The sequence below is a fragment of the Nocardia neocaledoniensis genome, assembly GCF_003182135.1.
In the GTDB taxonomy this organism is placed as follows: domain Bacteria; phylum Actinomycetota; class Actinomycetes; order Mycobacteriales; family Mycobacteriaceae; genus Nocardia; species Nocardia neocaledoniensis.
Map to the genome: position 1 here is coordinate 204581 of NZ_QGTL01000005.1, position 21607 is coordinate 226187.

Genomic DNA, 21607 nt, shown 5'->3' on the forward strand with positions numbered 1-21607 from the left:
TCGCGATCACCCGGCAGGAAGCCTGACAGGGGCTAGCGCAGGGGCGTTCTCTGCCGTGACGAGGTCGGGGGGTGCGCGATCGACGGTGTTGGACGGGACGGCGGTGTCGCTCGCGGGGGCGTGGTCGTCCGGGTCGGGGACGCGGTGGTGGTCGTGGTGGGGAGCGCGGTCGTCGTCGGTGACGGTGTGGTCGTCGTGGGGGTCGGGGACGCGGTCGTTGTGGTGGGGCGCGCGGTTCTCGTCGGCGGTGTGGTCGTCGTCGGAACCGAGGGAGAGGTCGTCGGCGGCCGGGGTGTCGTGGTCGACCGCGGTGTGGTCGTCGTGGTGTTCGGTGGCGGAGTCGTCGGGTCGGCGGACGGGACGGTGCTGGTCGACGGGGGCGCCGACGCTGTAACCGTGCTCGGATCGGCGGTCACCGTGGCTGTCGGTGGCACCGTGACGGACACCGTCGAGGTCGGGCCCGGGGGATCCGGGGCCTGCGCGGTGGGTGGGCTCTGAATCGAAAGGCTCGCCGTGGCAGAGAAACTCGCGCTGATCGACATGCCCGTGGAGGTCTCCGTGGGGCTCTCCGTCGGGACGGGGGTCGTCTCGTCCGTCGCGGTCGCCGTGTTCGTCGGCTCGACAGTCGACTGGGACGTTTCGGTGCTCGCCATTTCGCTCGAAGCCGGTGCCTCGGCTGGATCGGTCGCGTCGCCCGGCGACGGGCCCTCGGCGGGAACGGGTGCCCCGACCGGTGGCGGTTCTTCTCCGGGAGCGGCCACTTCACCCGGCGGGAACTCAGCCCCCGGATCGTCAGCGGGCGCGGTCGGGTCCGCCGCTGCGGGCTCGACGGGAGCAGTGGGGAATTCGGAATCATGGACGGGGGCGCCGGAGAACGTCTCGGTGCCGTTCGCCCGCGACGGCGGGCTCGTATCCGCCCCGACCAGGATCGCCAGCCCGATCGCCGTGGTCACCAGGGCGGCGGTGACACCCGCGCGCGACAGCTGTCGCGGGAAACGTCCGGACGCTTGTTCTTCGCTGTTGTCGACGGTGCGCATCCAAACTCCTGCTTTCTCCCGGGAATTGTGGCGACCGTGGGCAGGCCGGTCTCACGGTCTCGGATAGGGATCCACGTCGCGTAGTCGTTCGCGATGGATTTTTTGCAGTTCGCCCGCGCGAGTGAGAAAGTCGGCGATTATTTCGAGTTCGGCGGCGTCGTAATAGGTGAGCAACATCTTGTAGCTCTCGACGATCATGGGCACGACGAGTTCCTGAATACGATGGGCCGCGAGTTCGGTGGCCATCACGATCACCCGGCGGCGATCCGTCGGGTGCAGCGAGCGGGTGATGTAGCCCTGCTTCTCCAGCCGGTTGAGCATGACCGTGACGCCCGCCGCGGTGAGGTCGAGCCGTTCGGCCAGCCTTCCCGGCGTCGTCGGCTGCTCGTTCTCGAGCAGGACGATCTCCAGTGCGCGGCGATCGGTTTCGTTCACGCCGAGCACTCTGATCATTTCGCGGGACAGATCTTCGACGGTTCCGTGATAGAACTCCAGCGCTCGCTTGAGCTGCACCGAGATCCGGGCGGGTTCGCTTGTCGTCGGGCACACAGGCTTTCCCATCGATCACTTGAAACCTGAAGGACATGCACTGTACGACACGTGGTCGGCGCGATGCTGCGCATTTCGGGCTCAAACCTCAAGTGGGGCAACCATTGTCGGAATGATGGTCGCCCGGGCGGCGAGCGGACCGGGCCGCCGGAGCGACCCGGTCCGATCCACCGCGGACGGTCGGCGATCAGCGCGCCGCGCCGCTCACGGCGGACCTAGGTGACCGTCGTCGTGGTGAGCGTCGGCGACGGGTTCGGGTAACACGAGGTCGCGACATTGCCGACGAAGGAGACGTTGGTCGTCATCGTCATGCCGGGACTGGTGTAGCTCGTGCCCGCGTACTTGCTGGTGATCGACGTGCCCGCGGCGCCTGCGGTGACATTGATGGTCACCGCGGGCGGGGTGAAGCTGGTGCCGCCCGCGATCGGACCCGGCACGGTCAGCACGACGTTCCCACCCGAGGTGGAGACGCTGCCCGCGACGGTGCCGCCCGATGCCGTCGCCGAGACCAGCGTCGAATTCGCCGGCGTCGGAATGGTCATCTTCAGATTGCTGATGTTGTTCACGGTGAAACCCGAGGCGGAACTGGGCACCGACGAGGCGCCGGGCGTGATGGTGATGGCCACCGCGGAACCCGAGGCCGCCGACGCCGGCGCGGTGCCGGTGACGGTGGTGTTCATGCTCGAGGTCTGGCCGATGCCGAGGACGGTGCCCCGACAGCTCCAGTTCACGCTGACGGGCGCGGCATTCACCGGCGCGGCCAGACAGAAGACGGTAGCGACGGCCACCGGCGCGAGAAAGCCGGCGCGGAACAGGGAAGAGGTCGATCTCATGGCGATCTCCAGAAATTATCGAGCAGCGGTGTGACGGGTTGTCGAACCGCAAAATGGGGTGTTCAGAAAATATAGCGTGCCTGTATCTTTCCGTGGTCGAAATCGTAAATTGTGCAGGGTGAAAATATCACTAGTCACTATTAATTATCTACGACGAATAGTTAATTCCGGAAAGACTTTTCCGATGACATCAGGACCGCGAAATCGGTGGACGGTGACCGGCGGGTGTCATCGAGCGCCGGCTCAGCGTGGCCCGATCCGGGCCACCGCCCGGATCGGCGCGCCGTCCCCGCCGCGCAACGGCAGCGGGAACAGGGACACCTCGATCGGTTCGCCCGCCGCCTGCGCGGCCACCAATTCGTCGAGTGCGGTGAGGTTCTCGGCGATCACCGCGTGCGCACCGCACAGGATCCGGTGTGCGGGCAGGCCGAGATCGTCGGCCTCGGACGGGTCGATGCTCGCAGCGTCGATGCCGATGGTCCGAATACCGTTGTCCACCAGCAGTTGCGCGGCATCCGGGTGCAGGTAGGGGTGGGCGAGGTGGTCCGCCGTCGCCCACTTCGACGACCATCCGGTGGCGATCAGCACGATCGTGCCGGGTGTCAGGTCGATGTCGAACAGCCCGGGCCCGATCGCGGCGCGCGCGGGCACCGAGCGGGCGTCCACGATCCGCGCGGGCCCGACGAAGCGATCGAGCGGCAGTTCGTCGATGGCGGGCAGGCTGTCGTCGAGGTGGGCCGGGGCGTCGACATGGGTCCCGGATTGCGAACCGAGATGCAGGCGCAGCACGTTCACGCCGTCCACCGCGACCCGCAGCGCCGGTTCCAGCCGCACCTCGGGATCACCCGGGAACACGGGCATGCCGGTGTGGATCGGCCGGGTCAGATCAATCAGGCGCACTCCGTCAGGATATGAGGCGCCGCCCGTGGGCTGTGTTCACGGGGATCACGCGCGCGGGCCGAAGAACTCGGCGCGGGCGGCATCGACGCGGGCCTGGGCCTGCGCTGCGCCCTGGAAACTGACCGCCGCCGATCCGCCCCCGGCGAGGCCGAGCGCGAGCAGACCGCCGATCACCGACAGCAGCTTCGGCTCGGGGAGGAGGCCGGTGTCGCTGGTGGGCGCGACATCGTGCGAGGGCGCCGGTGCCCCGCCCGCGGGTGCCGGCGCGGGTGCGGCCGGTGGAGCGCCCGGCGCGCCGGGCGCGGGTGCCCCAGGAGAGTCTGCGGGAGCGGACCCGGGGGACGGGGCGAAGCCGCCACCACCGGGCGCGCCGTCACCCGGTCCGCCGCCGGGCCCTGCGGTGTCCGGCTGAGTGGTCTCCGGCTCGGGTCGGGCGGGCGCTTCTGGCGCGGGTTGCGGGGCAGGGGCCGTGCCGGGGTTCGGATTGTCGCCAGGATTTCCAGGGGTGCCTTGGTTGCCGCCGCCGTTGCCTTGGTTGCCGTTTCCGCTGCCGGGGTTCTGGTTGCCGTTGTTGCCTTGGTTGCCGCCGTCGTTGCCTTGGTTGCCGTTTCCGCTGCCGGGGTTCTGGTTGCCCTGGTTGCCGTTGCCGCCGCCGTTGCCTTGGTTGCCGTTTCCGCTGCCCGGGTTCTGGTTGCCCTGGTTGCCGTTGCCGCCGCCGTTGCCCTGGTTGCCGTTCCCGCTGCCCGGGTCCGAATTCCCGTTGTTCCCGCCGTTGCCGTGATCTCCCGGCGCCGCGACGAACCGCGCGGCACCGCCGAACCCGGCGTGACCGGGCACCTCGGTGGCACTGTCCGCGCCGGCGACGGCGATCTTTTCGCCGGTTACGGTGCTGGGCTGCGCGGCCGCGAACCCGCCGTAGCCGAGGAGCCCGAGGACCCCCGTGGCCCCGGCGACCACGGCGGTTCGTCTGATCCGACCGGCTCTCACGCGCCCTCCGTCCCGTCCTCGACAGCCCAGCTCACACCATTGCGGTCGGATCCGGCGCCGCCCGCGTTACGCCGCGGGAAGTCAGCGGCTGAGCGCCTTCGCGGTGAGCTGCCGCAGCCCGTCGGCGTCCGTGATCGCGATGCTGTCGGCATCGGCCCTGATCAGGCCGTGTCGTTCGAACTCCTCGAGCACCTTGTGCAGCTCCGGGCGCCGCGCGCCGAGCATGGCCGCGAGCGTACGCGGGGTCGGCCGCACCGATCCGTCGACGGCCTCGTCGAGCAGCAGCTGAGCCACCCGCACCGGCAGCGGGCTGCCGAGGCCGGCGATCAGCCGGTCCCGCCCGAGGGAGAGCCGCTGGGTCACGCTGGTGAGCCAGCGGCGCGCGACAGCCGGGTGGCTGGTCATGAGCGTGTCGAAGTCACGCGGCGACAGGAACAGGCACTCCGCGTCGGTGCGGGTGCGCGCGGTGTAGGGCGGCGGCGTCGCCAGCAGCAGCGCGATGTCGCCGTCCACGTCTCCAGGGCACAGCACCCCGACCACGGCGCGCTCGCTGTCGGACCCGACGGAGAGTTCGAGCTGTCCCCGGCGCACGATCCAGACCCCGTTGGCCGGCGTCTCCGCGGCGAACACGACGGTTCCGGCGGGCAGCACGTGCGGGGTGAGCCACTCGGACAGCGCGGTGAGGTCACCGGGCCCCAGCGGAGCGGTGGCGCCGCGACCGACGCACCGCGCGACCCAGGCCGCGTGCCGCACGCGGTCGTCGTCGAAGGACTCCTCGCCCATCGCCTGCAGCAAGTGTGAGAACGTGCGGTGACTGTGCATGTCGCCTGCTCCTCGTGGTGCGCGCGATCCGCCCTCCCGATGCCGATTATCCTCCGTTCGGCCAGCCCCTCGGGCCGGCAGGCGGCCGAGGTCGGTCCGGTTCGGCCGGATGATGATCGCGCGGTGGGGCAGTCGAGCCAGGGGCGATCCGGGCCGGTGGACGACGGTGCCGCCCGCGTCGTGTGGTTCGCCGCGACGCGGACGGGTGGCCGGTCGGCTCAGGGGGCCGGCGCGGCCTCGGCGGGGACGACCGGCGTCAACTGTGGTCGTTTGGCGACCCGGCCGTCGCCGGAGGACCTGCCGGTGAGGCGGCGAAGCAGCCACGGCCCGAGAAACCCTCGCGCCCAACGCCATTCCGTGGCGACAGCGGTCATCGGACCCGGTGCGGGCGTGCGCGCGGGCAGCTCCGTGGCCCAGGAGCTGTCCGATCCGGGAAGCCCCAGCACTTCGGCGAGCGCAGCGGCGATGCGTTGGTGCCCCAACGGGCCGCAGTGCAGACGATCCCGGGCCCACAGCCGGGGATCGGTGGCCACCGGATGGTCACCGACGCGAGCGACCAGCACTCCGTGGCGCTCCGCCTGCTGACAGATCACCTCGTTGAGCGCGGCGATGCGCCCGCTCAGCGGGCGAGCCACCGGGATCACCCGGCTCAGGTCGGGGACGGTCACCGTCGCCACGACGGCGCCCTGACCGGTCAGCGCCGCGAACATCGCGTCGAGGTGGGCGCCCACCGAAGCCGGGTCGAACCGGGGGCGCAGGAGGTCGTTGACCCCGGCGATCACCGTGGCGACATCGGGTCGCAGCGTCAGTGCGGCCGCGAGCTGTTCTTCGCGCACCTGCCCGGCGAGTTTGCCGCGCACCGCCAGGTTCGCGTACAGCAGCCCGGGACGGGTCCTGGCCATGGTTTCGGCGAGGCGATCGGCCAGCCCGACCACTCCGGTGCTGTCGTCGCCGTCCCCGACGCCCTCGGTCTGGCTGTCGCCGAGGGCGACGTAGCGGGAGAACCGTGCGCTCGAGGCGTCGACACCGCTGGGCTCCGCTGCGGTCGAAAACGGATGACGCACCCTGCCTCCTAGACAACTAATTGAATATGAAGACCGAGGTTAACCCGTCGTCATCAGCAATGTCCAGGCGGGATTCACTGGTGAACTTGACTAGGTAGCGTCTCGACGATGCCCGCGAGGGGTGCATGACCGGTGCGCCCGGTTCCCGAGCGCGCGGCGGATCACTGGACGAACGGCGTGCCGCACTGGGCGCCTTGAAAGCCCAACTGGGACATGCGGGAACGTATGCCATGCTCAAACGCGAGCTGGCGGTGTCGGAGCGCATGACCCGCCTCGGGGTGACCGTGAGTCGGGGCCGGGTCGCTTTCGCGGTCACCCGGCTCCATGTCCCCGGCCTGTCCGCGGAGCGGTTCGCCGAGTGGTTCGGCAACCTCGTCGTCGTCGACGACGAGGTCGAGATGAACGCCGCGTGTCCGGACCACTACCTGCTGCGCGGCCTGCCGGACGGACGCCAGGAAGTCGTCGAGACCACCGGCGGCTCCCCGGCCGCCTCCCGGTTCCTCGTCGACTACACGCGGACCGACCACGTCCGGGTGCCCGTCGATCCCGGCTACCCGGTCCAGATCGCCGGAACCGCGCTGCTCGACGACGGACTGGCCATCGGCGGCGTCCGCCACCAGTTCCGCGACCGTGACGGCGCGCTCGAAGCCCTGCTGACAGTGCAGTTCCCCGCATCGGTACCCCGCCGCAACATCCGTCAGCACCAGTGGCACCTCGCGTGCGAATTCAGCAACTGGCTGATCGCGTCCGCGGGGGCCGTCGAGTAGAAACTGGAACCATGGGTCAGCGTGGCGGCGACGACAGTGAGCCGGCCCTCGAGCCGCGCAAGCGGACCGGGGGACGGTCGGCGCGCGTGCGGACGGCGGTCCTGGCGGCCACCCTCGAGCAGGTGACCGAGCACGGAATCGAGGGTTTGACGATCGGTGACGTGGCCGCGCGGGCCGGCGTCGCGGAGACGACGATCTACCGGCGATGGGGCACCAGGACGGCGCTGATCGCCGAGGCGATCACCGACCTGGCCGCGGCGGGGAACCCCGTACCCGACACGGGCGCTCTCCGGTCCGATCTGCGGGTGCTCGCCGAACAGATCTCGCGGTTGATCTCGACCCCGGGCATCGCCCGGCTGGTCGGCACGACGCTCGCGCTCTCGGCCGACCCCGAAGTGGACGCCGCCCGCCGCGGGTTCTGGCAGCACCGGTTCGAGGTGAGTGCGCCGATCATCACCGCGGCGATCGAGCGCGGCGAGCTGCCCGCGCACGTCGACCCGCGCGAGGTCCTCGAAACCCTGTCCGCACCTTTGTATTTCCGATTGTTGGTCGGTGAAGAGCCGATCGATGACGCGTTCGTCACGCGTTGCCTCGACAACACCCACGCGCTGCACGAGCGACCTCGAACCCGATAGACCTCAGGTGGTCACCCGGACGACGAGTTCGACCGGCAGACGCACGGATTCGGCCTCGCGACCGTTCACCAGCTCGAGCAGGTGACGCACCGCGGTCGCGCCGATGTCGCGGGCGGGGGAGGCGACGGTGGTCAGGGCGACGGGCAGCTGCGCGGCGACGGGGATGTCGTTGTAGCCGATGAGGGCCACCTCGTCGGGGACGGACAGGCCGAGATCCCGTGCCACACCGAGAACGCCGATCGCGAGGGTGTCGCTCACCGCGAACAGCGCTCGGGGCCGATCGGGCCGGTCGAGCAGTGTGCGCGCCGCCTGGACACCGCCGTCGACCTCGAAGCTCGACGCCACCACGCGCTCCGGCGCGATCGGCGCGCCGGCCGCCGCCAGCGCGTCGAGGAACCCGCGCACGCGGTCCCCGGCCGTGGTGGCGTGCGCGGGCCCGGCGATCACCGCGAGATCGGTGTACCCGCGTTCGAGCAGGTGCCGCGCCGCCAGCGCGCCGCCGAGCCGGTCGTCGCCGACGACGAAGGGGAGTCCGGCCTCGGCGTGCCGGGTGACGGTGAGGACCGGAACCCCGCCGAGGGGAAGGGAATCGACGAACGCCCGCCCCGGCGTGTGCAGGCTGCTCAGCAGCAGGCCGTCGACCTGCCTGCCGAGGAGCAGCTCCGCGGCCCGGCGCTGCGCGTCCGGATCATCGGGCGGGCTCGACAGCAGGACCGAGTAGCCTGCCCGGGTCGCCGCCTCCTCGATGCCCTGATAGGTCATGGCCACCACGCCGTCGATCAGGCGCGGCATCACGACGCCGAGGGTCGTGGTCTTGCGCGTGCGCAGACTCGCCGCCCAGACATTGCGCTGATAGCCCAGCTCCGTGGCCACCGCCAGCACGCGCCGCGCCGACTCCGACCAGCCGTCCACGGGTTCGTCCTGGCGCAGCACCCGCGAGGCGGTCGAGATGTGGACCCCGGCGCGCTCGGCGATCTCCTTGAGCGTCGGAGCACGGGCGGGTCGGGGCACGGTGTCGTCCTTTCGGCTTGACGCCCCGGCGGGGCGCCACCTAGCGTAGTCGACGCAATCGATAGTGCAAACGTTTGCGCAAACGTTCTTGCACAGCGCGGCACCGCGATTCCCGGAGGTACCATGACTCGGCCCCAGGCCCTGAGCACGCTGTTCGCGCTCGACTCCCTGCTGTCCCCGGACGAGATCGAGATCCGCGACACCGTCCGGAAATTCGCCGCAACGCGGCTGCGCCCGCACATCGCGCAGTGGTTCGAATCGGCCCGGATTCCCGTGCGCGAACTGGCTCGGGAACTGGGCGAGCTGGGTGTACTCGGCATGCACCTCGACGGTCACGGCTGCGCGGGCACCAGCGCGACCGCCTACGGCCTGGCCTGCCTCGAACTCGAGGCCGTCGATTCGGGTATCCGCAGCCTGGTCTCGGTGCAGGGCTCGCTGGCGATGTTCTCGATTCACCACTGGGGCAGTGAGGAGCAGAAGCGGCAGTGGCTGCCACGCATGGCCGCGGGCACAGCGATCGGGTGCTTCGGGCTCACCGAACCCGACTTCGGGTCCAACCCCGGCGGCATGCGGACCAGGGCCAGGCGTGACGGCGGTGACTGGATCCTCGACGGCACCAAGATGTGGATCACCAACGGCTCCGTCGCCGATGTCGCGGTGGTGTGGGCGCGGACCGACGAGGGCATTCGCGGGTTCGTGGTCCCCACCGACACTCCGGGATTCTCGGCGCCGGAGATCCACGGCAAGCTGTCGCTGCGCGCCTCGGTGACCTCCGAACTCGTCCTCGACGGAGTCAGGCTGCCGGCCTCGGCGATGCTGCCCGAGGCCGAGGGATTGCGCGGACCGCTGGCCGCCCTCGGCGAAGCGCGCTTCGGCATCGCCTTCGGTGCCATGGGCGCCGCCAGGGACTGCTTCGAGACCGCGGTGGACTACGCGCGCTCGCGCACCGTGTTCGACAAGCCGCTGGCGGGCTACCAGCTCACCCAGGCCAAGCTCGCCGACATGGCGCTGGAACTGGGCAAGGGGCACCTGCTCGCCTACCATCTCGGCCGCCTCAAAGACGGTGGGGAGATCACTCCCGAGCAGATCAGCACCGGCAAACTGAACAGCGTGCGCGAGGCCGTCGCCATCGCGCGCGAATGCCGAACCATCTTGGGCGCCAACGGCATCACGCTCGAGTACCCGGTGCTGCGGCACGCCAACAACCTCGAATCCGTGCTCACCTACGAGGGCACGTCCGAGGTGCATCAGCTCACCCTCGGCAAGGCGCTGACCGGGGAAGCGGCGTTCCGGTGACCGGGGCGCTCGACGGACTGCTCATCGCGGACTTCGGCCGCGTCCTGGCGGGCCCGTACGCGACGATGCTGCTGGCCGACCTCGGGGCGGAGGTGGTCAAGATCGAACGTCCCGGCGCCGGTGACGACACCCGCCGCTGGGGACCGCCGTGGGGTGTCACCGACTCCACCTATTTCCAGAGCGTCAACCGCAACAAGCGTTCCGTCGCACTGGATCTCACCGACGCCGAGGATCTGGCCGCCGCGCGGCGCCTGGTCGCCCGCGCCGACGTGGTCGTGGAGAACTTCCTGCCCGGCGGCATGGACAAGCTCGGGCTCGGCTACGACCAGGTGGTCGCGGCCAACCCGGACCTCGTCTACTGCTCCATCACCGGCTTCGGTCGCGACAACGACCTGCCCGGCTACGACCTGCTGATCCAGGCCGTGGGTGGCTTGATGAGCGTGACCGGGCCGGATCCGGCAACGCCGACCAAGGTCGGCGTCGCGATGGTCGACGTCGTCACCGGATTGCACGCGGCCCTGGGCATTCTCGCCGCACTACGGCACCGTGACCGCACCGGTGAGGGCCAGCGGGTGGAGGTGAACCTGCTCTCCTCGCTGCTGTCGGCACTGACGAATCAGAGCGCGGCCTACGTCGGCGCCGGTGTGGTCCCCCGGGCGATGGGCAATGCGCACCCGAGCATCGCCCCGTACGACGTGTTCGGTGCCAAGGACCGGCCGCTGGTGCTCGCGGTGGGCAACGACCGCCAGTTCGCCCGTCTCGCCGAGGTTCTCGGCCTGCCCGCGCTGGCGACCGACAGCCGATTCGCCACCAACAGCGCCAGGGTCGCGCACCGCGACGACTTGCGAGCGATCCTCGAGCCGGCGCTGCGCGCCGACACCGCCGCGGCATGGTGCGCCGCGCTCACCGCCGCGAAAGTGCCCTGCGGCCCGGTCAACGACCTCGCCCAAGCGATCTCACTGGCCGAAAGCCTCGGCCTGGCACCGGTTGTCGCGGTCGGCGATCCCCCGCAGGCGAGCGTCGCCAACCCTATCGCCCTCAGCGCGACACCGCCCACCTACCGCACCGCACCACCGCGGCTGGGTCAGCACACCCCCGAATGATCGAGACGGTGCGCCCACCGTTCTCGGGCACGACGCTGAGCCCGGACGGCGACGACGGCCTCAGTGCTGTTCGGCGGGCGGTGGCGGAGCCAGATCCGCCGGCTTCAGGAAGAGGGCGATCAACCAGGCGCCGAGCAGGACGACGGCGGCGTCGACGAGAATCGCGAAGCGGATGCCACCCAGAATGGTGTCGACCGAGCTCACGTCGCCGAGGTGGCCCATCCAGGCGACCGCGACGGCGCTGAGAACCGGAACACCGAGGGTGAACCCGATCTGCTGCGTCATCGAGGTGAGCGCGGTGGCCAGGCCCTGCTCGCTGTCGGGCAGCGCGGACGTGGCGGTGATCGTGTAGGCGACGACCGCCCAGACGTGGCCGACACCGCCGACCGCCGACCCGACGAGCAGAATCGCCATGCCGACGCCGACCTGTTCGCCGATCGCGAGCAGGACGCCGGTCGCGACGGCCTGCACGACCAGGCCGAGCAGCAACGCGCTGCGGGTGCCGACTCCGGCGATGATCTTCGGCGCGATGATCCCGCCCAGGAAGACGCCGATGCCCAACAGGGTGAACGCGAGACCGGTCGCGAGAACCGACAGGCCGAGGACCTGCTGCATGTAGATGGTCAGCAGGAACGAGAGCCCGCTTTCCATCGACAAGGTGAGCAACCCGGCGAGGATGCCCCATTTCACCGTCTTGCGGGACAGGACGCGCAGGGGTGCCAGTGGTTCGGGCGCGCGGAGTTCGATCAGGATGAACCCGGCCAGCAGCACGAGCGCCAGTACCAGCGAGATCAGCGTGGTGGCACTGGTCCAGCCGTTGTGCTGTGCGCCGGTGAGGCCGTAGATGAGCGCGAGCAGGCCCGCGGTGACCGTCAGCGCGCCGGGCAGATCGAGGCGCTTGGCGTACTCGGCGCGGCTCTGCCGCAACACCACCGGCGCGCAGATCAGGATCAGCAGGCCGAACGGCACGTTGACGAAGAAGTTCCACCGCCAGCTCAGCAGGTCGGCGAGGACGCCGCCCATCAGCGCGCCCGCGGCGAACCCGAGCGAAAGAAGGGCGCCGTTGAAGCTGATGGCCTTGTTCCGCAGGGGGCCTTCGGGAAACGACGTGGTGAGCAGCGCCAGCGCCGCGGGCATCACCGCCGCCGTCGCGAGACCCTGCGCGACGCGGGCGGCCAGGAGGATCGCGGGACTGTCGGCGAGGCCACCGACGAGCGAGCCGACGACGAGCAGCGCCATTCCGGCGAGGAAGATGCGCCTGCGGCCGATCCGGTCGCCGATCCGGGAGAACAGCAGCATGAACCCGGCCGAGGCCAGGGCGAACGCCGTGGTGATCCATTGCAGGTCGGCGAGGGAGAAGCCGAGACTGTCGCCGATGATCGGCAGCGCGACGGTCAGGATCGAAAAGTCGACGGCGACCATGAACTGGGCACCGAGCAGGACGGCCAGGGTGAGCCGTTGGCCGCCCGTCATCCGTCCGGAGCCCGGTGGTTCGTCGCCGGGAGGCTTCGTGAGTTCCACTGCGGTGTCGGTGATTTCGCTCATCGGGCGCTACCTCTCGAAACGTGAACGACAGTCGGTGCGAACCCCTGAAGCTTAAAGTAGAAACAATTCAAGCTGCAAGCATTAAGGCTTGATGCATCGGCGCTACACTGGATTCGTGGACGCCGACTCGCCTGACCAGGACCTCCTGCCCGCCGCCGACCTGTGCGCCCTCGTCAACCGGCTCGCGCGGCAGATCCAGGACCATGTGCACGAGTGCGCCGCCACCGTCGGTCTCACCGCGACGCAGGCCATCGCGCTGCACGAACTGGGCGAACCGCTGACCATGCGGCAGTTGGCCGGCCGGATGTCGTGTGAGCCGTCGAACGTCACGTTCGTCATCGACAAACTGGAGAACCGTGGTCTGGTCAGCAGGCAGCCGCACCCGAGTGATCGACGTGCCAAACAGCTGGTGCTCAGTCCCCGTGGGGCCGAGCTGCGCCAGGAACTGAAGCGCGTGATGACGCTGGAATCGCCACTCGGCGAGCTGACCGACGATGATCGGACCCACCTGCGCGACCTGCTCCAGCGTGCGGTGCGCGCGCCCGGCGCCGACGTTCGGACCCCCGCCTAGCCCGCAACCTGCGACTTCAGCGCTTCTTTGGCGGTGTCGTCGTCAGCGGATGGCCAGGCTGTGGGGCCGGAGGTCGTCGTTGCCGTTCGGGATGGGGGATCGGTCGAGGAACTCGGCGATCGCGGCCCAGCTGCCGGTGCGGGCGCCGGGGCCGGCGATGATGCCGAGGTGGCTGCCCTCGACCTCGACGAAGGTGGTCGGCGCGTCGGTGAGGACCTCGGTGCCCGCCGCGACCGAGGCGGCAGAGGCCAGGGTGTCGCGGGTGCCGCCGACGAGGAGGACGGGGGCGGTGATCGCGGTCAGGTCGATGGCGTGGTCGGGGTTGAGATGGACTGTGCCCGTCCACATCTCGTTGCGGATGATCAGCTGCCGGTAGACCTGGCGGTAGAACCGGCCGGGGTAGCCGGGCATCTGGTCCATGAAGCGGTCGACGGCCTGCATCCTGGCGAGGGACTCGGCGTCGCCCGCGTGGCGCGCGATGTACCACGGCTTGGTCAGCTCGCGGTCCAGCGACTGCGCCCGGAATCCCAGGCGCACGGCCTGTTTCGGGATGCCGCCGAGGAGGCGGACCGGCTCGGTGACGATCCGGGTGGGCGCGAGCCTGCCGAGTGATCTGGCCAGCGACATCGGTCCGTTGCGTCGTTGATCGAACGGCGACCCGACCGCGGTCACCGACGCCACCGGCAGCGCCGGGTCGGCCGCTGTGGTCAGCAGGCTGATGGTGCCGCCGAACGACCAGCCGATCACGTCGACGGGCGCGTAGGCGTGCTCGGCGCTGACCCGGCGGACCGCGTCGGGCACGATGTCGTCGACCCACTCCTCGAAACCGAGGTTGCGGTCGGCGTACCCGATCTCGCCGTAGTCGATGACATACACCTCCCGGCCCAGCGCGAGGAGGAACTCGACCAGGCTCTGCCCGGGTCGCAGGTCGTAGCACGAGATGGTGACGGCCAGCGGCGGCACCAGCAGGATCGGATTGCCGCGCCCCGGCGTCGCTCGGCGGTAGTGCCGCAGCCGTCGGTGCGGATGGTCGTACACGTCGACCGACGGCGTCGGTGCGTACGGTTCGATGCCCTCCCCGAACAACGCGCCGATATTGCGCACGGCGGTGTCCCACCTGACCATCACTTTCCTCCATCGCACCGTGGGCACATCGTGGCCTGGACAACGTGTCCCACTTAGTTTAAGCGCTCCCGTTGCTGGAAGTCGCTGTGGGTCGGAAACGGCCCACTGCGCGGTCGACCGGTCGCGGAACTTCTTCGGACCGACCATTGACTTGGACGCCGTGTCCCACATACATTACCGGTTACACGGTGTCTCACATAATCGGGCACGCGGCACACAGGAGTGCGTACATGACACAGAAGGTGTTCGTCGTCGGCGTCGGCATGACGAAGTTCGAGAAGCCGGGCGCGCTGGAATGGGACTATCCCGACATGGCCAGGGAGGCTGGCACCAAGGCGCTCGCCGATGCCGGCATCGACTACGACCGCGTGGAGCAGGCCTACGTCGGCTATGTGTACGGCGAGTCGACCTCGGGTCAGCGCGCGGTCTACGAGCTGGGCATGACCGGCATCCCGGTCGTCAACGTCAACAACAACTGTTCGACCGGCTCGACCGCGCTCTATCTCGCGGCCCAGGCGATCCGGGGCGGGCTGGCCGAGTGCACGCTGGCGCTGGGCTTCGAGAAGATGCAGAAGGGCTCGCTGGGCTCGACCTTCGACGACCGCGAGCAGCCGATGATGCGGCACCTGCTCGCGCTGGCCGAACTGCAGGAGTTCGCCATGCCGCCCGCGCCGTACATGTTCGGCGCCGCGGGCAAGGAGCACATGGAGCGCTACGGCACCACCGCCGAGCAGTTCGCCGAGATCGGCGTGAAGAACCACAAGCATTCGGTGAACAACCCGTACGCGCAGTTCCAGAAGGAATACAGCCTCGAGGAAGTGCTGGCCGCCAAGCAGATCTACGGCCCCCTCACCAAGCTGCAGTGCTCGCCGACCTCCGACGGCGCGGGCGCGGTGATCCTGGCCGGTGAGGCGTTCGTCGATCGGCACGGGCTGGCCGATCGCGCGGTCGAGATGGTCGGGCAGGCGATGGTCACCGACCTGTCGTCCACCTTCACCGACCCGACCGCGATCAACCTCGTCGGCTCCGACATGTCGCGCACGGCCGCGCTGAAGGTCTACGAGCAGGCCGGGATCGGACCCGAGGACCTCGACGTCATCGAACTGCACGACTGCTTCTCGACCAACGAGCTGCTGACCTACGAGGCGCTCGGCCTGTGCGCGCCCGGCGAGGGCGGCCGCCTGGTCGACGACAACGCCACCACCTACGGCGGCACCTGGGTCGTCAACCCCTCGGGCGGACTGATCTCGAAGGGTCATCCGCTCGGCGCGACCGGCCTGGCCCAGTGCAGCGAACTCACCTGGCAGCTGCGCGGCACCGCCGACGCCCGCCAGGTCGAGGGCGCGCGAATCGCCCTGCAGCACAACATCGGACTGGGCGGCGCGGTCGTGGTGACCGCCTACCGTCCCGCGAACCGCTGACTTCCCTTCCCCCCCACATCTCTACGAGGAGTACTCCCATGGCATCCGTGACCGTCTCCACCGACCTGCCCGTGACCCCCGAGGCCGCCTGGGCGCGCCTGAGTGATCTGGCGAACTGGGAGGACTGGCTGACCATCCACCAGGGCTGGCGTTCGGAACTGCCCGCCGAACTGGCAGCGGGCTCGCGCTTCATCGAGGTCGTCTCGGTGATGAACATGGCCAACAAGATCGAGTGGACCGTGGCCGAGGTCGATCCCACCAGGTACCTCAAGATCACCGGCACCGGCATGGCCGGTGTCACCGTCGAATTCGTGCTGAAGGTGGAGCCCACCGCCACCGGGTCCTCGGCCGCCTTCGACGCCTCCTTCAAGGGGACCATGATCGTCGGCCCGATCGGCAAGGCCGTCGCCAAGCACGCCGAGGCCGACCTGAAGGAGTCGATGGCCAAGTTCACCGAGCTCGTCGGGTCCGCCGCGTGACCAGCGACGTCACCTCGGCCGGAGTCGTGTTCGACGGCTCCGGCCTGGGGGAGTGGACCGAGGCGGAGCACTTCTCGGTCACCGCCGAGCGCATCGCCGAATACGCTGCCGCGACCAATGATCCGATCGCGGCTCATCGCGCCGGCGACGTGGCGCCGCCGGTGTTCGCGGTGGTGCCGGTGTTCACCTCGATGGCGCCCGCCGCACTGTCGGTGGCCCCGGTGGAACTGCTGATGAAGCTGGTCCACGGGGAACAGGACTTCGTGTTCCACCGGCCGATCCGGCCCGGCGACGACCTGGTCGTGCGGGCCAAGCCGATCGGCTACGCGGGCAAGCCCAACGGGTCGACCGTGGTCGTCTACGCCGAAACCCGCGACGCGGACGGCGAACTCGTCAACGAGCAGTGGATGACGGCGTTCTTCCGCAAGGTCGACGCGGGACCGGGCGAAGGCGAGGCCGCCCCGGAGCATCGCCTCACCGACGCCGATCGGGCGGGGGAGCAGGCCGCGCGGGTCGTGGCCCGCGTCGACGAGGACCAGACCTTCCGCTACTCGCCTGCCTCCGGTGATCCGATGCCGATCCACCTCGACGACGAGATCGCCAGGATGGCCGGACTGCCCGGCATCATCAACCACGGTCTGTGCACCATGGCGTTCACCTCCTGGGCCGCGCTGACCGAACTCGCCGACAGCGAGACCGCGCGCCTGCGCAGACTGGCGGTGCGCTTCGCCAAGCCGGTCCTGCCGGGGCAGCGGATCACCACTACCTTCTGGCCGACCGGGTCCGCCGACCCCGATGTGCGCGCCTTCGCCTTCGAGACCGAGGCCGCGGGACAGATCGCCATCACCGACGGCCGCGCCGAATTCAACTAGGAGACAACACTCATGGGAAAACTCGACGGTCGCGTCGCGGTGATCACCGGCGCCGGTCGCGGTATCGGTCGTGAACACGCGCTGCTGTTCGCCGCTGAGGGAGCCAAGGTCGTGGTCAACGATCTCGGCGGCGCCAACGACGGCACCGGCACCGACGCCGGACCGGCCCAGCAGGTGGTCGACGAGATCGTCGCGGCCGGCGGGCAGGCCGTGGCCAACACCGACGACATCGCCACCTGGGACGGCGCGAAAGCCCTTGTCGAGCAAGCCGTCAGCGAGTACGGCTCGCTCGATGTGCTGGTGAACAACGCGGGGATCCTGCGCGACGCGTTCATCGCGGGCATGGCGGAATCCCAGTGGGACGCGGTGATCGCCGTGCACCTCAAGGGCCACGCCGCCACCCTGCACCACGCCGCCGCCTACTGGAAGGCGCGGACCAAGGCCGGTCAGCCGGTCGCGGCGTCGGTGATCAACACCGCGTCGGCCTCCGGCACGTTCATGCCCAATGCCGGACAGGGCAACTACGGTGCTGCCAAGGCGGGCATCGCCGCGCTCACCCTGGTCGCCGCCGACGAGCTGGAGCGCTATGGCGTGCGCGTCAACGCGATCGCCCCGATCGCCCGCACCCGTCTGACCCTGGCCACCCCCGGCATGGGCGCGCTGTTCGCCGCCGAGGTGCCCGAGGGCGAGTTCGACCCGTTCTCCCCGGCCAACATCTCCCCGCTGGTCGCCCACCTGGCCGAAGCCGACTGCGCGCTCACCGGCAAGGTGTTCGCGGTGCAGGGCGGGGCCATCATCGAACTCGCCGGCTGGCACGACGTGCGCACGGTCGAGACCGACGGCCCGTGGACCATCGACGGCGTCGCCGCCCAGCTGAAGGAGACCAGCTAGCCATGGCACGCACCAGCTACGCACTCGGCGTCGGCGTCAGCGAGGACCACGCGGCCCTCGCCCAGGCGGTGAGCGGCTTCGTCGAGCGCACCATCACCAGCGAAACCGTCCGCGCGGCAGTGGAATCCGGTGACGCGGGCAAGCTGCCCCACTGGGACGCCCTCGTCGCCCAGGAGCTGCTGAGCGTGCACGTCGCCGAGGACCTGGGCGGACAGGGCGCGGGCCTGCTCACGCTGGCCGTGGCCCTCGAACCACTCGGACGCGGCCTGCACACCGGACCGTTCGTGCCGACGGCACTGGCGAGCGCGGTGCTCGCGCAGGCGGGCGGAACGTGGGCGCGGGCGCAGCTGCCCGGGCTCACCGACGGCTCGCGGACCGGCGCGGTCGCGCTGTCGTCGGCGCTGACCGGGGTGCGCCGGGACGGTGTGCTGGTCGTCGACGGCCACGCCGACGGCGTGATCGGCGCGCTGGGCGCGGACATCGTCCTCGCACCCGTCGAGATCGACGGGGACCGGCGGTGGGTGGCGTTCGAGAACGCCGAGCTGACGGTCACAGCCCAGGACAATGTCGACGTGCTGCGGGGAACCGCACGCCTGCACGCGGATTCGGTGTCGGTGCCCGCCGACCGGGTGCTCGACACCAGCCCGACCCGGGTGCGTTCGCTCGCGGCGGTGATCTTCGGCGCCGAGGCCGTCGGTGTGATGTCGTGGTGTGTCTCGACCGCCGCCGAATACGCCAAGACCCGCGTGCAGTTCGGTCGCCCGATCGGGCAGTTCCAGGGCGTGAAGCACAAGTGCGCGCACATGGGCATCGCCCTCGAGAAGGCGCGCGCCGTGCTGTGGGACGCGGCCTATGCCCTCGATCGCGACGACGACACCGCCGACTACGCGGCCGCGATCGCCGCGCTGATCGTCCCCGACGCCGCGGTCGAGGTGGCCCAGGACTGCATCCAGGTCCACGGCGGCATCGGCTTCACCTGGGAACACGACGCCCACCTGTACTACCGCCGCGCGCTCGCGCTGCGCGGTCAGCTCGGCGGGCGTGACGAGCGGGCCGAGGCCGTCGCGGGGTACGCGCTGTCCGGGGTCACCCTCTCCACCGAACTGGAACTGCCCGGCGAGGCCGAGCGGATCCGGGCGGACATCCGGGCCGAACTGGCCGAGATCGCGGCGATCGACGACGAGGACGACCAGCTCGTCGCCCTCGGCGACGGCGGCTGGAACCTGCCGCATCTGCCCCGCCCGTACGGCCGCTCGGCCTCCCCGCTCGAGCAGGTGGTGATCTCGCAGGAGGTCAAGGCCTCCGGCATCCCGATGCCGCAGCTGCTGATGGGCACCTGGGCGGTCGGCGCGCTCGTCCCGCACGGCGACGAACGGCAGAAACGGGAACTGGTCGTGCCGACACTGCGCGGCGAGGTCGTGTGGTGTCAGCTGTTCAGCGAGCCGGGCGCCGGCTCGGACCTGGCGAGCCTGACCACCAAGGCCGTCAAGGTCGACGGCGGCTGGCGGGTGACCGGACAGAAGATCTGGACGACGGTCGCGCAGTTCGCGCAGTGGGCGATGCTGATCGCGCGCACGAACCCCGACAAGCCCAAGCACGAGGGCATCACCTACTTCGTGCTGGACATGGCGAGCCCGGGCATCACGGTGCGTCCGCTGCGCGAGATGACCGGGTCGGCGCTGTTCAACGAGGTGTTCCTCGACGAGGTGTTCATCCCCGACGAGAACGTGGTCGGTGCCGTCGACGACGGGTGGCACGTGGCCAGGACCACGCTGGCCGGCGAGCGGGTGGCGCTGAGCCAGAAGATGGAGGCCTACGCCACCGACACCGATCTGCTGCGGTTCGCGATCGGCCGCGAGCTGTCCCCGGTGGCCCGCCACCGGATCGGCGAGCTGATGGCCGAGAGCCGGGCGGTGGACGTGATCGGTTCCCGGGTGGTGCTCAAGCAGCTGTCCGGCATCGATGTCTCCACCACCTCGAGCGTCGGCAAGCTGCTCGGTATGGCGCTGGGACAGGCGATCTCGGAGTTCATCGTCGCCGAACTCGGCGTCGCGGGTGTGGTCTCGGTGCCGGGCGAGCGCAGCGATCACGCGATGGAACAGCTGATCGCCGGCCGCGCCACCACCATCTACGGCGGCACGACCGAGGTTCAGCTCAATGTCATCGGTGAGCGCATGCTCGGGCTGCCGCGCGACGCGGCCGCGGGCACGTGAGCACCGCCGGCGGCTCTGCCTCGACCTCGCGCCTCGGGGGTGCCGGTGACCGGCCGGCGCCGCCGGTCGGCGCGGGGCCGAGGAATGATTCGTCGGTGTAGGGTCCGAACGTGTCGAACCCCGAACCCGCCGCCCCCGGAACCACCGACGGTCGATCGCAGCGGTGGAGCGGGCACAAGGCCGAACGCCGCGACCAGATCCTGGCCGCGGCGATCGCGGCCATCCGGCAGCACGGCGTCGAGGTGGGCGTCAAGGACATCGCCGAGCGGGCCGGCGTTCCCCGATCGGTCGTGTACCGGCTCTTCGGTGATCGCGACGACCTCGACGAACAGGTGCGCGACCGCATCATCGCCGAGCTGATGACCCGGCTGTCGCCCGCGCTCAACCCCGAGGGCACGGTCGGCGACGCGATCACCCGGGCGGTCGACACCTACATCGGCTGGATCGTCACCAATCCCCACCTGCATCACTTCCTGGCCGCCGGTTCCGCCAAGCGGTCCCCGGGCGGTTCGCAATCCGTCACGGGCGCGCGCACGGCGGTCGCGGTGCAGGTGACGCGGCTGTTCGCCGCCGCCCTGGCGCGCCGGGAGCAGCCGGCCGAGGTCGCGGAATCGCTGGCGTTCGCGCTCGTCGGCATGGTCGACAACGCGGTGAATCGCTGGCTCAGCCGCGGCATGCAGCCCCTGACGGCCGACGAGCTGTCCGACCTGTTGCAACGGCTGATCCTCAACGCCATCGCCGTGACGCTGGCGTCGGCCGATCTCGTCATCCGCGCGGATACTCCGGTATCCGAGCTGTTCTGACATAGAGTGGTCGCCCGGCAGGTTTTTCCGTGTGGAAGCAAAGGCGGAGGTCCGACATGGCAACCATGACATGGCGCGTTCTCGGTACGTCGACGCTGATCGCGAGCGCGGCGCTGTTGTCGACGATCACGGCGGGCTCCGCCCAGGCGGAGCCGCAGGGGTGCGCACTGGACCGACGGTGGGACGGCGCGTCCGCGCACTGCGGTGGGGACGGCACCTACATTCTGGAGGTCGACTGCTTCGGCGTGAGTGTGTCGGGTGGGCAGCCGTTCGGGCCGTACTACAAGTCGGTCACCGGGCACACCGATCCGACGATGGACCCGATCTTCACCCACCCGCAGCGCAACTGCATGAACCCGCTCACGCTGGGGCAGATCGGGATCGCGACCGACGCGCGCATCACGCTGGTGCCCACCCGGCCCGCCCCGTCGAACGCCTACGAGTAGCGGCGAAGAGGTCGCCTGCGCGGCGCAGGCCCGGCCGTGACTGTGTTCAGGCCGCGGCGAGCAGCGCGATGCCCGCCACGAGCAGCGCGATGTAGACGTAGTGGCCGTGCGAGCGGGGCGCGTCGAGTCCGGCGAGTGCGGAGGATACGGGTCGCCACCTATCGTCGGCGTATCGAAAATCGCATACGTTCCGGCAACATCGCGTAGCTTTCGCTGGGGGGAGGAGCTACAGCTCGG

At 70.0% G+C, this 21607-nt stretch carries 23 protein-coding genes; 14 read left to right on the forward strand and 9 right to left on the reverse strand.

Annotated elements, in window-relative coordinates:
- Positions 1 to 120 precede the first annotated feature (120 nt).
- The gene (locus DFR69_RS16405) at positions 121 to 498 is read left to right on the forward strand and encodes a hypothetical protein (protein ID WP_167456292.1); all 378 of its coding nucleotides are present in this window, start codon (positions 121 to 123) and stop codon (positions 496 to 498) included.
- A 590-nt stretch (positions 499 to 1088) separates the two neighbouring features.
- Here DFR69_RS16405 and DFR69_RS16410 read toward each other — a convergent pair.
- Positions 1089 to 1472 carry a MarR family winged helix-turn-helix transcriptional regulator gene (locus DFR69_RS16410; protein WP_244198293.1) on the reverse strand — a complete coding sequence of 128 codons (384 nt, stop codon included), beginning with the start codon at positions 1470 to 1472 and terminating at the stop codon, positions 1089 to 1091.
- Positions 1473 to 1801: 329 nt separating this feature from the next.
- Positions 1802 to 2032, reverse strand: coding sequence for a hypothetical protein (locus tag DFR69_RS16415; protein WP_244198294.1), 231 nt, complete (start codon positions 2030 to 2032; stop codon positions 1802 to 1804).
- Between the two features lie 16 nt (positions 2033 to 2048).
- Between DFR69_RS16415 and DFR69_RS34490 the strand changes: the two genes are divergently transcribed.
- Positions 2049 to 2453, forward strand: a complete 405-nt coding sequence (locus tag DFR69_RS34490) for a hypothetical protein (RefSeq protein WP_167456282.1) — start codon at positions 2049 to 2051, stop codon at positions 2451 to 2453.
- A 209-nt stretch (positions 2454 to 2662) separates the two neighbouring features.
- Here DFR69_RS34490 and DFR69_RS16420 read toward each other — a convergent pair whose 3' ends face one another.
- From DFR69_RS16420 to DFR69_RS16435, 4 genes are all read right to left on the reverse strand, one after another.
- Entirely contained in the window at positions 2663 to 3319 is a 657-nt protein-coding gene (locus DFR69_RS16420; RefSeq protein ID WP_110038438.1) for a cyclase family protein, read from the reverse strand.
- Between the two features lie 45 nt (positions 3320 to 3364).
- The gene (locus DFR69_RS16425) at positions 3365 to 4306 is read right to left on the reverse strand and encodes a hypothetical protein (RefSeq protein WP_146229299.1); all 942 of its coding nucleotides are present in this window, start codon (positions 4304 to 4306) and stop codon (positions 3365 to 3367) included.
- A gap of 81 nt (positions 4307 to 4387) precedes the next feature.
- Positions 4388 to 5128: a Crp/Fnr family transcriptional regulator gene (locus DFR69_RS16430; protein WP_110038440.1), complete on the reverse strand. Its 741-nt coding sequence runs from the start codon at positions 5126 to 5128 to the stop codon at positions 4388 to 4390.
- 218 nt (positions 5129 to 5346) lie between these two features.
- A complete protein-coding gene (locus DFR69_RS16435) occupies positions 5347 to 6192 on the reverse strand; it encodes an SGNH/GDSL hydrolase family protein (protein WP_110038441.1) in 846 nt (281 codons plus the stop codon).
- A gap of 230 nt (positions 6193 to 6422) precedes the next feature.
- Between DFR69_RS16435 and DFR69_RS16440 the strand changes: the two genes are divergently transcribed.
- Together DFR69_RS16440 and DFR69_RS16445 are read left to right on the forward strand one after the other, a co-directional pair.
- Entirely contained in the window at positions 6423 to 6959 is a 537-nt protein-coding gene (locus tag DFR69_RS16440; protein WP_186817423.1) for a hypothetical protein, read from the forward strand.
- An 11-nt stretch (positions 6960 to 6970) separates the two neighbouring features.
- Complete coding sequence (locus DFR69_RS16445) at positions 6971 to 7594, forward strand: TetR/AcrR family transcriptional regulator (RefSeq protein WP_110038442.1); 624 nt, start codon at positions 6971 to 6973, stop codon at positions 7592 to 7594.
- Between the two features lie 3 nt (positions 7595 to 7597).
- Here the strand turns inward: DFR69_RS16445 and DFR69_RS16450 are convergent, their stop codons facing one another.
- Positions 7598 to 8605, reverse strand: coding sequence for a LacI family DNA-binding transcriptional regulator (locus tag DFR69_RS16450; RefSeq protein WP_110038443.1), 1008 nt, complete (start codon positions 8603 to 8605; stop codon positions 7598 to 7600).
- 123 nt (positions 8606 to 8728) lie between these two features.
- Here DFR69_RS16450 and DFR69_RS16455 point away from each other — a divergent pair, with 123 nt between their 5' ends.
- Entirely contained in the window at positions 8729 to 9901 is a 1173-nt protein-coding gene (locus DFR69_RS16455; RefSeq protein WP_110038444.1) for an acyl-CoA dehydrogenase family protein, read from the forward strand.
- The gene (locus DFR69_RS16460; protein WP_110038445.1) at positions 9898 to 11004 is read left to right on the forward strand and encodes a CaiB/BaiF CoA transferase family protein; all 1107 of its coding nucleotides are present in this window, start codon (positions 9898 to 9900) and stop codon (positions 11002 to 11004) included. Before DFR69_RS16455 ends, DFR69_RS16460 begins: the two co-directional genes overlap by 4 nt.
- Positions 11005 to 11064: 60 nt before the next feature.
- Here DFR69_RS16460 and DFR69_RS16465 read toward each other — a convergent pair whose 3' ends face one another.
- The gene (locus tag DFR69_RS16465) at positions 11065 to 12549 is read right to left on the reverse strand and encodes an MFS transporter (RefSeq protein ID WP_110038446.1); all 1485 of its coding nucleotides are present in this window, start codon (positions 12547 to 12549) and stop codon (positions 11065 to 11067) included.
- A gap of 115 nt (positions 12550 to 12664) precedes the next feature.
- Here DFR69_RS16465 and DFR69_RS16470 point away from each other — a divergent pair, with 115 nt between their 5' ends.
- Positions 12665 to 13120, forward strand: a complete 456-nt coding sequence (locus DFR69_RS16470) for a MarR family winged helix-turn-helix transcriptional regulator (RefSeq protein WP_244198295.1) — start codon at positions 12665 to 12667, stop codon at positions 13118 to 13120.
- Between the two features lie 42 nt (positions 13121 to 13162).
- On the opposite strand, the gene DFR69_RS16475 is transcribed toward DFR69_RS16470, so the two are convergent.
- Complete coding sequence (locus DFR69_RS16475; RefSeq protein ID WP_110038448.1) at positions 13163 to 14245, reverse strand: alpha/beta fold hydrolase; 1083 nt, start codon at positions 14243 to 14245, stop codon at positions 13163 to 13165.
- A gap of 230 nt (positions 14246 to 14475) precedes the next feature.
- On the opposite strand from DFR69_RS16475, the gene DFR69_RS16480 reads away from it, so the two are divergent.
- The 7 genes from DFR69_RS16480 (at position 14476) to DFR69_RS16510 (ending at position 21370) form a co-directional block, all read left to right on the forward strand.
- The gene (locus tag DFR69_RS16480) at positions 14476 to 15666 is read left to right on the forward strand and encodes a lipid-transfer protein (RefSeq protein ID WP_110038449.1); all 1191 of its coding nucleotides are present in this window, start codon (positions 14476 to 14478) and stop codon (positions 15664 to 15666) included.
- Positions 15667 to 15704: 38 nt separating this feature from the next.
- A complete protein-coding gene (locus DFR69_RS16485; RefSeq protein WP_110038450.1) occupies positions 15705 to 16145 on the forward strand; it encodes a type II toxin-antitoxin system Rv0910 family toxin in 441 nt (146 codons plus the stop codon).
- Positions 16142 to 17017 (forward strand): MaoC/PaaZ C-terminal domain-containing protein, encoded by an 876-nt coding sequence (locus tag DFR69_RS16490; RefSeq protein WP_110038451.1) that lies wholly within the window; start codon positions 16142 to 16144, stop codon positions 17015 to 17017. Before DFR69_RS16485 ends, DFR69_RS16490 begins: the two co-directional genes overlap by 4 nt.
- Before the next feature lie 12 nt (positions 17018 to 17029).
- On the forward strand, positions 17030 to 17908 hold the full coding sequence (locus tag DFR69_RS16495; protein WP_110038452.1) for an SDR family oxidoreductase: 879 nt from the start codon (positions 17030 to 17032) through the stop codon (positions 17906 to 17908).
- A 2-nt stretch (positions 17909 to 17910) separates the two neighbouring features.
- The gene (locus DFR69_RS16500) at positions 17911 to 20121 is read left to right on the forward strand and encodes an acyl-CoA dehydrogenase family protein (protein WP_110038453.1); all 2211 of its coding nucleotides are present in this window, start codon (positions 17911 to 17913) and stop codon (positions 20119 to 20121) included.
- A gap of 110 nt (positions 20122 to 20231) precedes the next feature.
- Entirely contained in the window at positions 20232 to 20924 is a 693-nt protein-coding gene (locus DFR69_RS16505) for a TetR/AcrR family transcriptional regulator (RefSeq protein ID WP_110038454.1), read from the forward strand.
- A 56-nt stretch (positions 20925 to 20980) separates the two neighbouring features.
- Positions 20981 to 21370: a hypothetical protein gene (locus DFR69_RS16510; RefSeq protein WP_146229300.1), complete on the forward strand. Its 390-nt coding sequence runs from the start codon at positions 20981 to 20983 to the stop codon at positions 21368 to 21370.
- Positions 21371 to 21607 lie beyond the last annotated feature (237 nt).

Coding starts and splice junctions, on each gene's coding strand:
- DFR69_RS16510 (WP_146229300.1), top strand. CDS start 20,981: ATGGCAACCATGACATGGCGCGTTCTCGGTACGTCGACGCTGATCGCG.
- DFR69_RS16445 (WP_110038442.1), top strand. CDS start 6,971: ATGGGTCAGCGTGGCGGCGACGACAGTGAGCCGGCCCTCGAGCCGCGC.
- DFR69_RS16475 (WP_110038448.1), bottom strand. CDS start 14,245: ATGGTCAGGTGGGACACCGCCGTGCGCAATATCGGCGCGTTGTTCGGG.
- DFR69_RS16440 (WP_186817423.1), top strand. CDS start 6,423: ATGCTCAAACGCGAGCTGGCGGTGTCGGAGCGCATGACCCGCCTCGGG.
- DFR69_RS16495 (WP_110038452.1), top strand. CDS start 17,030: ATGGGAAAACTCGACGGTCGCGTCGCGGTGATCACCGGCGCCGGTCGC.
- DFR69_RS16480 (WP_110038449.1), top strand. CDS start 14,476: ATGACACAGAAGGTGTTCGTCGTCGGCGTCGGCATGACGAAGTTCGAG.
- DFR69_RS16500 (WP_110038453.1), top strand. CDS start 17,911: ATGGCACGCACCAGCTACGCACTCGGCGTCGGCGTCAGCGAGGACCAC.
- DFR69_RS16485 (WP_110038450.1), top strand. CDS start 15,705: ATGGCATCCGTGACCGTCTCCACCGACCTGCCCGTGACCCCCGAGGCC.
- DFR69_RS16430 (WP_110038440.1), bottom strand. CDS start 5,128: ATGCACAGTCACCGCACGTTCTCACACTTGCTGCAGGCGATGGGCGAG.
- DFR69_RS16465 (WP_110038446.1), bottom strand. CDS start 12,549: ATGAGCGAAATCACCGACACCGCAGTGGAACTCACGAAGCCTCCCGGC.
- DFR69_RS16455 (WP_110038444.1), top strand. CDS start 8,729: ATGACTCGGCCCCAGGCCCTGAGCACGCTGTTCGCGCTCGACTCCCTG.